The following is a 12,441-nucleotide window of genomic DNA, read 5'->3' as shown; positions in this document are numbered from 1 at the left end:
ACGCTCGGAAACAAAAAAGCCCCGACTATCACTAGGCGGGGCTTTGTTGTTTTGGCGGAAACGGAGGGATTCGAACCCTCGATGAGGCTCTACACCCCATACTCCCTTAGCAGGGGAGCACCTTCGGCCACTCGGTCACGTTTCCAATCCGGCTATTATGCCTCATTTCAGAGGCCGTTCTGGCGGGTTAGGCGGCTTCCTGGTCCAGCTCGAAAGCCTTGTGAAGGCTTCGTACCGCCAGCTCGACATACTTTTCATCGATCACGACCGAGGTCTTGATTTCGGACGTCGAGATCATCTGGATGTTGATGCCCTCTTCGCTCAGCACGCGGAACATCTTGGCGGCAACGCCCACATGGCTGCGCATGCCGATGCCGACGATGCTGACCTTGCAGATCTTGGTGTCGCCCACCACTTCTTGTGCACCCAGCGCTGGCACCACTTTTTCATTGAGCAGGTCTACGGTGCGGGCATAGTCGCCGCGATTGACCGTGAAGCTGAAGTCGGTCTTTCCGTCTTTGCTCACGTTCTGGATGATCACGTCCACTTCAATGTTGGCATCGGCCACAGCGCCCAAAATCTGGTACGCAATGCCGGGCTTGTCGGGCACGCCCAGCACGGAGATCTTGGCTTCGTCGCGGTTGAAAGCGATGCCGGATACAACGGCTTGTTCCATTTTTTCGTCTTCCTCAAAAGTGATCAGCGTGCCGGACTTGGCTTCTTCGTTGATGTCGATGTCCCAGGGCGTGAAGCTGGAGAGCACGCGCATGGGCACCTTGTATTTGCCAGCAAACTCCACCGAGCGGATCTGCAGGACCTTGCTGCCCAAGCTGGCCATTTCCAGCATTTCCTCGAAGCTGACCGTGTGCAGGCGGCGCGCCTCAGGCACGACGCGGGGATCCGTGGTGTACACACCATCCACGTCGGTGTAGATCAGACATTCAGCGGCCTTCATCGCAGCGGCCACGGCCACGGCGGAGGTGTCCGAACCGCCGCGACCCAGCGTGGTGATGTGGCCGTGCTCGTCAATGCCCTGGAAACCCGTCACGATGACCACCTTGCCGTTGGCCAGGTCGGCGCGCACGCGCTGGTCGTCAATCGACTCGATGCGGGCCTTGGTGTAGCTGCTGTCGGTGCGGATGGGAACCTGCCAGCCTGCGTAGCTGACCGAGCCCATGCCTTCGGACTGCAATGCAATCGCCAGCAAGGCTGACGATGCCTGTTCGCCGGTGGAGGCCAACATGTCGAGTTCGCGGTTGTAGGCGTCTGTGGCGCGTGCAGGAGCGAGTTCCTTGGCCAGCGCAAGCAGGCGGTTGGTCTCGCCACTCATGGCGCTGGGCACCACCACCATCTGGTGGCCGGCGCGGGCCCACTTGGCCACGCGCTTGGCGACGTTGCGGATACGCTCTGGAGAGCCCATCGACGTGCCGCCGTATTTGTGAACGATCAATGCCATTGGAATTTTTGGGGTGACAAACCGAAGCCGCGGCGCAGGGTGAAACACTGTTTTGGCGCGCCGCCGTTGTTCGTGCGATTTAGGGGACCAAAACCTGTGGATTGTACCAATCGAGATGTGGCCCGACCCGCACCACAAACCCGCGCCCCACCTTGATGCGAATGTGGTGGCCGCGCGTGGCGCAGGCGGCCACCTGGTCGAGCAACTCGTTCAGTTGCGCCGCAGCGGGGGTGGTGTGGTGGGTGTGGCGCAACCAGTGGCGCAGCACGTTGGCCTGGCGCGACCGGCTCAGGCTTTGCAGCAGGGTGATCTGCGGCGGGACGCCAACCTGGGCCAAATCCTGCACCGCCAAGTCTTCAAGCAACTCTGACGCCTGCGCCGCGTTCGCGGCTGAACGGGCAAAAGTGTCGCGAAACGCGGGGAACGCAGCGTCCAGCACAGGCAACAGCTGGGCACGAATGCGGTTGCGGGTGTAGCGCTCGTCGGTGTTGGTCGGGTCCTCCATCCACACTTGTCCTTGCAGGCGCAGCCAGTTCCGCACGTCTTCTCCCGCCACCTGCAGCAACGGACGGTGCCATGCAACGCCCGCACGCTCCCATCGGGCGGGCATGGCGGCGAGCCCAGCCACGCCCGCACCGCGCGACAGCGCCAGCAACAGGGTTTCAACCTGGTCATCCGCATGTTGGGCGATTGCTATTGATTTAATAGCTACTCGCGCTTGACTGACAAGCGTTACAGCCTCAAAAGCCTTATATCTTGCCTGCCGGGCCGCGTCCTCGGGGCTCTGGCCCGGGGCGTGCCGTGCATCCAGGCGCTCTGTCAACAGGGGCACGCCCAGGCTTTGGCACAGGGCCACGCAGTGCTGTTCAAAACCATCGGCCGCCGCTTGCAAACCGTGGTGCACATGGATGGCCTGCACCTGCCCGGGCCAGCGACGCGCGCAGGCCAGCAGCAGCGCCGTGGAGTCCGCCCCGCCGCTCAGGCCCACTGCCAGAGGCAGCGTGGGCGCAAAGGCCTGCATGGCAGCATCGAACGATAGGGTCATGCCGACACCCGGCCCGAAGCGTGAGGTGGTGGTGCCGCATCCAGCGAACAAAAGCAATGAACAGGGCGGGCATGCATGGGCGCCGATTATCGCGGGCGCCCTCTCCTGGCTACGCCATTCACCCTTGTCAGCGGGCCGGCCCAGACAAACGCGGCCCTGCCTGCGAGGTATCAGCGGACAAGCGGAACGTGCCCACCACCTCAGACAGCCGCACCGATTGGTCCTTGAGACTCTGCGCGGCTGCGGCGCTCTGCTCTACCAGCGCAGCGTTTTGTTGGGTCATCTGATCCAGGTGCGACACCGCCTGGCCTACCTCGTTGATGCTGGTGCTTTGCTCGTTGGTCGATGCGGTGATCTCGGCCATGATGTCCGTCACACGCTGCACCGAGGTCACGATGTCGTTCATGGTGGTGCCTGCATCGTGGACCAGGCGGGATCCATTTTCCACCTGCTCCACCGACGCACTGATGAGCTGCTTGATTTCCTTGGCGGCCTCCGCACTGCGCCCCGCCAGGCTGCGCACTTCACTGGCGACCACCGCGAAGCCACGACCTTGCTCGCCGGCGCGCGCTGCCTCCACCGCCGCGTTCAGCGCGAGGATGTTGGTCTGAAAGGCAATGCCATCGATCACGCCAATGATGTCGTTGATCTTGCGCGACGCGACGTTGATCTGGTCCATGGTGGTCACCACGTTGCCCACCACCTGGCCGCCGTGCTGCGCCACGCTAGACGCCTGGGCCACCAGCTGGTTGGCCTGGCGGGCAGCGTCAGCGTTGTGCCGCACGGTTTCAGTCAGTTGCTGCATGGATGCCGATGTTTCCTCCAGGCTGGAGGCTGTGAGTTCGGTGCGCCCGCTCAAATCGTGGTTGCCGACAGCAATCTCTTCAGCAGCCACACGCACCGAGCTGCTGGCATCACGGATCTGCGCCAATACGCCCGAGAGCTTTCCTGCAAAGCTGTTGAAGCTGGCGGCGATCTGCGCCAGCTCGTCCTCGCCCTGCGCATCGATGCGGCGCGAGAGGTCGCCATCGCCAGCACCGATCTCGTGCATGGCATCACGCACTTGCGTCAGCCTGCGCAGCCGTTGCGACAGGATGCCCGCCAACACCACCAGCGCCACCAGCAGCACCACGATGCCTGCGCCAATGGACACCTGCAGCATGGTGCGAATGGCCTGGAGGGCCTCGCCCCGATCCAGCGCAATCGCCAGCAGCCAAGGCGTTCCCGTGACCGGCGCCACCGTGAGCAACACCGGGCGACCTTGCAGATCCAGCGCGTTGAGGTCGGCGCGCTTGGCCATGTCGGCCAGAGCTGCGGCGCTGAGCGATGGCGCCAAATCGGTCGCAGGCTTCAGCGCCAGCTTCACATCCGGGTGGGCAATGATGTTCCCGTCGCTGCCCACCAGAAAAGCGTAACTGGCGGGCGTAGGCTTGATGGACGCCACATTGGCCACGACAGCAGCGAGGGACACATCCCCCGCCATCACCGCCTTGACGTTGGTTCCTTCGCGCACCGCCTTGGCAAAGGTGACCACCAGACCGGCTCCGCCAGCGTCAGGGTAAGGCGCGGTCAACACCGCAGCGTCTGCACCCGCTGCCTGTTTGTACCAAGGGCGGCCGGTGGGGTCATAGTCGGGCGGCAGGTTCTGCTTTTCCGAGAACACTGTGCGCTTGTCGGCATAGCCGAAATACGTGGTCAGAAAGTTGCCTGCCTTGGCCAGCATCAGTAGCGACTTCGCAGCCTCGGCATCTTCGAGTGCGGCCGACGCAGACTCGACCACCGCAGCCTTGCCACGCGCCCAGTCTCGCAAGGTCTCAATGTGGCTGTGGGCCAGCGCCTGCGACTGTGCGGTGAGCGAGGCGTACGCCTGGGATCGCGCGGTGAGGTAGTTGGCCACGGTGAGTGCCAACAGCCCCGCCACCAGACAACCAATCGACACCAGGAGGATCTGGCCTTTGAGCGTCTTCAGAAGCGACATGGAGCACCCCTTGATCCACCCGCATGGGCGGCCCGGCGGTCATGTTACATCCGGTATCACACCGCGCGCCAGCGAGGGTTTGCGCGGATAGCTGCCTTACAGCCCTGAAAACAACAACGGCCCTGAAGGGCCGTTGACGATGTGCAGCGATGCATTGCGACCCAGTGGCTCACAACCGATGGTGTTTTATCGGCTATCCGCCTTGGTATCCGTGAAACGACCGTAGCTCTGCAGGCGGTCGTAGCGGCGGTCCAGCAGGTCTTTGGTCTTGAGGTCGGCCACCTGACGGAACGCGTCGCCCAAGGCGCGCTTCAGGAAGGCCGCCATCTGCTTGTGGTCGCGGTGGGCTCCACCCACGGGCTCGCTCACAATCTTGTCCACCAAGCCCAGCGCCTTCAGGCGGTGGGCGGTGATGCCCAGGGCGTCGGCAGCTTCCTGGGCTTTGTCACTGGTCTTCCAGAGGATGGAGGCACAGCCTTCCGGGCTGATGACCGAGTAGATGGCGTACTGCAGCATGACCACCTGATCGGCCACGCTTATGGCCAGTGCTCCGCCGGAGCCGCCTTCGCCAATGATGGTGGTGATGATGGGCACTTCGAGCTGGGCCATCTCGAAGATGTTGCGGCCGATGGCTTCGGACTGGCCGCGCTCTTCGGCGTCGATGCCGGGGTAGGCACCGGGCGTGTCCACAAAGGTGAACACGGGCAGCTTGAACTTCTCGGCCGTCTTCATCAGGCGCAGGGCCTTGCGGTAGCCCTCGGGCTTGCTCATGCCAAAGTTGCGCATGGCGCGCTCTTTGGTGTCGCGCCCTTTCTGGTGGCCGAGCACCATGCAGGCGTGGCCATTGAAACGCGCCAGGCCGCCCACGATGGACAGGTCGTCCGAATAGTGGCGGTCGCCATGCAGTTCGACAAAGTCGGTGAAGATGTCACGCACGTAGTCGAGCGTGTAGGGACGCTCGGGGTGGCGGGCAATCTTCGTGATCTGCCAGGGCGACAGTTCGCTGTAAATGTCTTTGGTGAGTTGCTGGCTCTTCTTGCTCAGCTGGTCGATCTCTTCCGAGATATCGACGGCACTCTCGGTCTGCACGTAGCGCAGTTCTTCGATTTTGGACTCCAGCTCAGCAATGGGCTGTTCGAAATCCAGAAAGGTTTTTTTCGCCAACGTTTTTCTCCTTGGGGATCGCACCGGTGTACGGCTGCCACGAATGGCACGCACTGTAACCGACGTGTAACGGGTTGTGTAGGGCGCGTCAGACAGCGTCAGTAGGCAACGGGTACGGGGTCCAGCGAGCGCCAAATATACCAAGTCGCCACACTGCACCAGGGCTTCCAGGCTTCGGCCACTTCGCGGGCATCGCTGCGACTGACCAATTCGCCAGAAAAGTAGTTCTGGCTGATGCCGGTGATCAGCCCCGGGTCGTCCAGCGGCAGCACGTTGGGGCGCATCAGGTAGAAGATCAGGAACATCTCGGCCGTCCAGCGCCCAATGCCGCGGATGGCGACCAGCTCGGCAATGATGGCTTCGTCGTCCATCGCCGCCCAGTCCTTCACGTGCAGCTTGCCCTCTTCGAAGTGAATCGCAAGGTCTACCAGGTAGTCGACCTTGCGCGCGGATAAGCCCGCCGCCCGCATGTCGTCGATCTTGAGCTTGAGCACGCTGCCGGGCTTCATGCTGCGGGGGAGCGCAACAAAACGCTCCCACACGGTCTGCGCGGCCTTCACCGAGACCTGCTGGCCCACGATCGACCGCGCCAGCGTGGTGAACGCATCGCCGCGTTTCTGCAATGCGGCATCGCCAAACTGCGGGATCAGACGCTTCATCACCCGGTCCTTCTTCACCAGGTGCCTGCAAGCCTCCGCCCAGTAGTCGGGCGTGGCCAACACGGACTCAACATCCGGCACATCAGATGCTATTTTTTTAGTAGCTGCCACCGGGCGTCCCATATGCCCTGGAGGCGTTTTTCATTAAAAATACCAAAATCACTGCGCGGCTTCCCAGGTGGTTCCGGCGGCTGAATCCTTCAGCACGATGCCCTGGGCCAGCAGCGCATTGCGGATGCGGTCGGCCTCGGCGAAGTTCTTCGCAGCCTTGGCAGCCGCGCGTGCGGTGATCTGCGTCTGGATCTCGGCCTCGCCCACATCCGACGCGCCGGCCTGCAGGAAGGTCTTGGGGTCGCCCTGAAGAATACCGAGGCAACCGCCCAGCGCTTTCAGCAGCCCCGCCAGTGCGGCCGAGCGGGTCTTGTTGACTTCGCCTGCCAGATCAAACAGCACGGCCACGGCCTCGGGCGTGCCGAAATCCTCGTCCATCGCCGCCTTGAAGCGCGCGGCGTAGGGGTCAGCCCAATCGACGGTACCCACTTCAGCAGGCGCGACCAGACTAAGGGCGGTGTACAGGCGCTTCAAGGCCTGGCGCGCGTCGTCCAGGTGGGCGTCGCTGTAGTTGAGTGCACTGCGGTAATGGGCGCGGACGATGAAAAAGCGCACCGTCTCAGCGTCGTACTGCTTGAGCACATCACGGATGGTGAAGAAATTGCCCAGGCTTTTGGACATCTTCTCGTTGTCCACCCGCACAAAACCGTTGTGCACCCAGAACTTGGCCAGGGGCTTGCCCGTGGCGCCCTCGCTCTGGGCGATCTCATTTTCGTGGTGCGGGAACTGCAGGTCCATGCCACCGCCGTGGATGTCGAATGTCTCGCCCAGCGTGGCGCCGCACATGGCCGAGCACTCGATGTGCCAGCCGGGACGGCCGGAGCCGAATTCGCTGTCCCACTTGGCCTCGGGCGGCTCCTCGGGCTTGGAGGACTTCCACAGCACAAAGTCGAGCGGGTCTTCCTTGCCATCGAGCACGGCCACGCGCTCGCCAGCGCGGAGTTCATCGAGCGATTTGCCCGAAAGCTTGCCGTAGCCGTCAAACTTGCGGACCGAGTAGTTCACGTCGCCATTGCTGGCTCGGTAGGCCAGACCCTTACCTTCCAGTTGGCTGATGAGCGACAGCATCTGGGGCACATATTCGGTGGCGCGGGGCTCGGCAGACGGGGGCTCGATGCCGAGCAGGCCAATGTCCTGGTGCATGGCAGCAATCATCTCGTCGGTGAGGGCACGGATGGTGATGCCGCGCTCCAGCGCGCGCTTGATGATCTTGTCGTCGATGTCCGTGATGTTGCGCACATACGTGACCCTCATCCCGCTGGCCTTGAGCCAGCGCTGCACCACATCAAACGCCATCATCATGCGGGCGTGGCCGATGTGGCACAGGTCATAAATGGTCATGCCGCACACATACATGCGCACATGGCCAGGTTCGAGCGGGGAAAAATCCTCCAATGCACGCGACAGCGTGTTGTAGATACGCAAACTCATGGGATACCAATAACGGGAGATGGGGGAGGATGGGCGAGGCGGCTCACCCGGCAGCAAGGGGCGATGGCCCCGCAAGGGGGAGCGCCCGGCAAGGGGCGACCAGCAAAATCACCAGCGGCAACAGCGCACCGTCATGACAACCCCCTCAGCTACAATCCGCCGCAGTATAAGCTGCCCGCCCAGCGAGACGCTGCCCAACCCAATTGATCCCCCATGAAGCAAGTCCGAAGCACACTCCCACGACTTTTGCGCCTGCTGGCCCTGACCGCGCTGCTGGGCACTGGCGTGGTTCACGCCGATGACTATGCCGACATCACCCAGTTGCTCAAAGCGGGCAAGGCCGCCGAAGCGCTGACCAAAGCCGACCAGCGCCTGGCCGCCAACCCCAAGGACCCGCAACTGCGCTTCTTGCGCGGTGTCGCGCAGGCCGACTCCGGCAAGCAGGCCGATGCAATCGCCACCTTCACCAAGCTGACCGAAGAGTACCCAGAGCTGCCCGAGCCCTACAACAATCTGGCCGTGCTGCACGCCAACCAGAACCAGTTAGACAAGGCCCGCACCGCGCTGGAAATGGCGATCCGCACCAACCCCAGCTACGCCACCGCACACGAAAACCTGGGCGACATCTACGCCAAACTGGCCAGCCAGGCCTACAACAAGGCGCTGCAGCTGGACGCCAACAATGCCAACTCGGTCAAACCCAAGCTGGCATTGATCCGCGAACTGTTTTCGGCAGACACCACCGGCAAAGCCGGGCGCCCTGCCGCTGCAGCCCTTGCCCCAGCCGTTGTGGCTACGCAGCGGCCAGCACCGGCACCAGCTGCTGCACCGACCCCAGCCCCCGCGGCAACGCCAGCGGCTCCCGCACCTGCAGCAGCCCCCACTCCAGCCCCGGCAGTGGCGGCCGCGCCCGTTGCGCCCGCTCCTGCACCCGCAGCGCCCTCGGCTGCGGCCAGCGATGCAGCCATCCAGACCGTCACTTCGGCGGTGCAGGCGTGGGCGTCGGCATGGTCAGCCAAGGACATGCCTGCCTACCTGGCGGCGTACGACAAATCTTTTGACCCGCCTGGCAGCCAGTCGCGCAGCGCGTGGGAAAAAGAGCGCGAATCGCGCATCGTGGGCAAATCCAAAATCAATGTGCAGCTGTCTGACATGACCGTTTCCGTCAGTGGCGCCAAAGCCACCGCACGGTTTCGCCAGGCCTACAGCGCCGACGCGCTCAACGTGTCCAGCCGCAAGACGCTGGACCTTGTGAACAACAATGGTCGCTGGACCATCGTGCGCGAATCCACAGGCGGTTGATCGTGATTTCCGCCACCGCGCCTGCGCCTGGAGCGCGGGCGTTTTTTTTGCTGCCCTGAGATGCCGCAAACCTCTGTGCACTGGGACGCGCGCAGCCGACAGACGCTGGTCGGCGTTTTGGTATGGGCCGCGCTCCTGCAGGCCACCCCCGTGCTGTCGCAAAACAACGTTGCACGGCGCCCCGCACCGTCCGCTCCAGCCACCGCACCCACACCCGGCACCCACCTGCGTGACGGCCAGGCCGAAGCCCGCTTGCTGGCGGTATACAAGCTCATTGCAGAAGGCCGCGGGCGAGAAGCCCTCAAACAGGCCGAAACCCTGGCCAGCGACTACCCCAACTTTCAGCTGGCGCAGCTGGCCGTGGGCGACCTGCTGACGGCCCGCACCCGCCCCATCCGCCGCCTGGGCGACCTGCCCGAGCCGGATTCCACCCGCAGCATCCAGGCTGCCACCACGCTGGAAGAGTTGCGTACCGAATCCCGCCAGCGTGTCGACGCGCAGCGCAGCCGCCCTGCGGCGCACACGATTCCAGCGCAGTTTCTGGAACTCCCCCCCCGCTCGCGCCACGCCATCGCCATTGACGCCTCCCGCTCGCGCCTGTACCTGTTCGAGAACACGGCGACGGGCCTGCGATTGGTCGCCGACTACTACGCCTCGGTGGGCAAGCTTGGCATCGAAAAGACGGTGGAAGGCGACCAGCGCACCCCACTCGGGGTGTATTTCATCACCAGTCGCCTGGACCCCGCCACGCTCAAGGACTTCTACGGCGCGGGCGCCCTGCCCATCAACTACCCCAACCCGCTGGACCTGAGCCGGGGCAAGACCGGCAGCGGCATCTGGCTGCATGGCACGCCGCCCGACCAGTTTGCGCGCGCCCCGCTGGCCACCGATGGCTGCCTGGTGCTGGCCAACCCCGACCTGGAGCGCATCCTGCGCACCGTGGAGCCCCGCTCCACCCCCGTCGTGATTGCGCGGCAACTGCAGTGGGTGGCGCCGCACAGCGTCCAGGCAGACCGCAAGGCGTTTGACGCCGTGCTGAACGCCTGGCGCAGCGCCAAGACCGAGGGCGACATGAAACGTCTGCTCGGCTTTTATGCGCCAGACTTTCAAAGCCACCGCAAGAAGCCGCTGACCGAGTGGACCCAGGTGTTACAGACCGAAACCCGTGCCCTGCGCGGCCGGGAACTCCACCTCAAGGACAAGTCTTACCTGCGGTGGACCGACTCGGCCGACACCATGGTGGTAACGTTCGGCGAAGTCGCCGAAGGCGCCCGCACCGGCCCCGTCAAGCGCCAATACTGGACGCGACGTGGCCAACAATGGCAGATATTTTTCGAAGGAGTAATTGGATGATTTCCAGAAGAAATTCGACCCTGGCGCTTGCCAGTGTTGCGCTAGCAGCTATGTTTTCAGTAGCAAATGTGCACGCACAGACTGCGCCCAAGGTCAAGCTGACCACCTCGATGGGTGACATCGTGGTGCAACTGGACCCGGCCAAAGCCCCCAAGACGGTCGAGAACTTTCTGGCCTACGTCAACGACAAGCACTATGACGGCACCGTGTTCCACCGCGTGATGGACGGCTTCATGATCCAGGGCGGCGGCTTCACGGCCGACATGCAGCAAAAGCCCACCAAGCCACCGATCGCGCTGGAAGCCAGCAACGGTCTCAAGAACGACACCTACACCATTGCGATGGCCCGCACGGGCAACCCCAACTCGGCCACCTCGCAGTTCTTCATCAACGTGAAGGACAACGCCATGCTCAACGCCCCCCAGCCTGACGGCCACGGCTATGCCGTGTTCGGCAAAGTCGTTGAAGGCACGGCCGTGGTCGACAAGATCAAGGCCGTAGCCGTTGGCAACAAGGGCGGCCACCAAAACGTGCCCAACACCCCCGTCACCATCACGTCCGCCACGCTGGTGAAGTGATTTTTCATTCAGAAAGAAGCATTGCCATGAGCAACCCCCAAGTCGAACTGCACATCGCCAACTACGGCGTCATCACCCTCGAACTCGACGCCGCTAAGGCGCCCAAGTCGGTCGAGAACTTCCTGGCCTATGTGAACAAAGGCCACTACAACAACACCGTTTTCCACCGCGTGATCCCCGGTTTCATGGTGCAAGGCGGTGGTTTTGAGCCCGGCATGACGCAAAAGACGTCGGATGCGCCCATCGAGAACGAAGCCAACAATGGCCTCAAGAACGCCAACTACACCGTGGCCATGGCCCGCACCAGCGACCCGCACTCGGCCACCGCGCAGTTCTTCATCAACGTAGCCGACAACGGCTTTTTGAACCACACCGCTCCCTCGGCTCAGGGCTGGGGCTACGCCGTGTTTGGCAAGGTGGTTGGTGGCGCCGACGTGGTGGACAAGATCAAGGCTGTGCCCACGGGCCGCAAGGGTTTCCATGACGACGTGCCGAAGGAAGACGTGATCATCGAGAAGGCCGTGGCACTCTGATCTCACTTTGATCTAGCGCTGCCTGATTTCAAAGTCGTGACCACGACCGTGCCCCGGTTCGAGGAGCTAGCCGCTCCTTCGCACTGGCGCACGGTCGAATTCATTTCAGACCTGCACCTGCAGGCCAGCGAGCCCGCCACTGTCGCCGCGTGGCAGCACTACCTGCAAACCACACAGGCCGACGCCCTGTTCATCCTGGGCGATCTGTTCGAGGTGTGGGTGGGCGACGATGCCCTGCTGGAGCCCGGCAGCTTTGAAGCCCAAGGCTGCGCAGCGTTAAAGGCCGCCGCCCAGCGCCTGCCCGTGTACTTCATGCACGGCAACCGCGACTTTCTGGCGGGCGCTGCTTTCCTTGCCCACTGCGGCATCACGGGCCTTTCAGACCCCACGGTGCTTGGGTTTGGCGACCAGCGCTTCCTGCTCAGCCATGGCGATTTGTTGTGCCTGGACGATGTGGACTACCAGCGGTTTCGCGTGCAGGCTCGCAGCGAAGCGTGGCAAACGCAATTTCTGTCCCAGCCCCTGGCCACGCGTCGCGCGCAGGCGCGTGGCATTCGCGAGGAGAGCGAGGCCCGCAAACAATCGGGCGCCACCTATGCCGATGTCGATGGCCCCGCGGCCATCGCATGGTTGCAAGCAGCGCGCGCGCACACCCTCATCCACGGCCACACCCACCGTCCGGCCAACCACATGCTGGCCCCCGGGCTGCAGCGCGTGGTGCTGAGCGACTGGGACGCCGCCGCATTACCTCCCCGCGCAGAAACACTGCGTTTGTCCCGCGCGGGCTTGGAACGCATCGCCCTGGTCCCCATGTACGAGCGATCCTGAACT

Annotated in this window: 11 protein-coding genes and 1 tRNA gene; 5 read left to right on the top strand and 7 right to left on the bottom strand. The window is 63.4% G+C overall.

Going from position 1 to position 12,441, the window contains the following annotated elements; genetic code table 11:
• Nucleotides 1–52: 52 nt before the first annotated feature.
• The 7 genes from ACK41V_RS01290 to cysS form a co-directional block, all read right to left on the bottom strand.
• Nucleotides 53–145: transfer RNA gene (locus tag ACK41V_RS01290), tRNA-Ser, on the bottom strand.
• Nucleotides 146–187: 42 nt separating this feature from the next.
• A complete protein-coding gene (locus ACK41V_RS01285; RefSeq protein ID WP_409776688.1) occupies nucleotides 188–1,456 on the bottom strand; it encodes an aspartate kinase in 1,269 nt (422 codons plus the stop codon).
• 79 nt (nucleotides 1,457–1,535) lie between these two features.
• A complete protein-coding gene (tilS, locus tag ACK41V_RS01280; RefSeq protein WP_409776685.1) occupies nucleotides 1,536–2,501 on the bottom strand; it encodes a tRNA lysidine(34) synthetase TilS in 966 nt (321 codons plus the stop codon).
• Nucleotides 2,502–2,628: 127 nt separating this feature from the next.
• Nucleotides 2,629–4,479, bottom strand: a complete 1,851-nt coding sequence (locus ACK41V_RS01275) for a methyl-accepting chemotaxis protein (RefSeq protein WP_409776682.1) — start codon at nucleotides 4,477–4,479, stop codon at nucleotides 2,629–2,631.
• Nucleotides 4,480–4,665: 186 nt separating this feature from the next.
• The gene (locus ACK41V_RS01270; RefSeq protein ID WP_409776679.1) at nucleotides 4,666–5,643 is read right to left on the bottom strand and encodes an acetyl-CoA carboxylase carboxyltransferase subunit alpha; all 978 of its coding nucleotides are present in this window, start codon (nucleotides 5,641–5,643) and stop codon (nucleotides 4,666–4,668) included.
• Nucleotides 5,644–5,741: 98 nt separating this feature from the next.
• Nucleotides 5,742–6,413: a DNA-3-methyladenine glycosylase family protein gene (locus ACK41V_RS01265; protein WP_409776676.1), complete on the bottom strand. Its 672-nt coding sequence runs from the start codon at nucleotides 6,411–6,413 to the stop codon at nucleotides 5,742–5,744.
• Nucleotides 6,414–6,461: 48 nt separating this feature from the next.
• A complete protein-coding gene (cysS, locus tag ACK41V_RS01260) occupies nucleotides 6,462–7,844 on the bottom strand; it encodes a cysteine--tRNA ligase (protein ID WP_409776673.1) in 1,383 nt (460 codons plus the stop codon).
• 213 nt (nucleotides 7,845–8,057) lie between these two features.
• Between cysS and ACK41V_RS01255 the strand changes: the two genes are divergently transcribed.
• The 5 genes from ACK41V_RS01255 to ACK41V_RS01235 are packed head-to-tail and all read left to right on the top strand — an operon-like array spanning nucleotide 8,058 to nucleotide 12,438.
• Nucleotides 8,058–9,146, top strand: a complete 1,089-nt coding sequence (locus ACK41V_RS01255; RefSeq protein ID WP_409776671.1) for a tetratricopeptide repeat protein — start codon at nucleotides 8,058–8,060, stop codon at nucleotides 9,144–9,146.
• A gap of 60 nt (nucleotides 9,147–9,206) precedes the next feature.
• Nucleotides 9,207–10,499 carry a L,D-transpeptidase family protein gene (locus ACK41V_RS01250; RefSeq protein WP_409776668.1) on the top strand — a complete coding sequence of 431 codons (1,293 nt, stop codon included), beginning with the start codon at nucleotides 9,207–9,209 and terminating at the stop codon, nucleotides 10,497–10,499.
• Complete coding sequence (locus tag ACK41V_RS01245) at nucleotides 10,496–11,077, top strand: peptidylprolyl isomerase (protein ID WP_409776665.1); 582 nt, start codon at nucleotides 10,496–10,498, stop codon at nucleotides 11,075–11,077. Before ACK41V_RS01250 ends, ACK41V_RS01245 begins: the two co-directional genes overlap by 4 nt.
• Before the next feature lie 26 nt (nucleotides 11,078–11,103).
• A complete protein-coding gene (locus ACK41V_RS01240; protein WP_409776662.1) occupies nucleotides 11,104–11,610 on the top strand; it encodes a peptidylprolyl isomerase in 507 nt (168 codons plus the stop codon).
• A gap of 36 nt (nucleotides 11,611–11,646) precedes the next feature.
• Complete coding sequence (locus ACK41V_RS01235; protein WP_409776660.1) at nucleotides 11,647–12,438, top strand: UDP-2,3-diacylglucosamine diphosphatase; 792 nt, start codon at nucleotides 11,647–11,649, stop codon at nucleotides 12,436–12,438.
• Nucleotides 12,439–12,441 lie beyond the last annotated feature (3 nt).

The sequence above is a fragment of the Acidovorax sp. genome (genome assembly GCF_046291265.1).
Lineage (GTDB): Bacteria > Pseudomonadota > Gammaproteobacteria > Burkholderiales > Burkholderiaceae_C > Acidovorax.
This window is presented reverse-complemented; position numbering and strand designations above follow the sequence as displayed.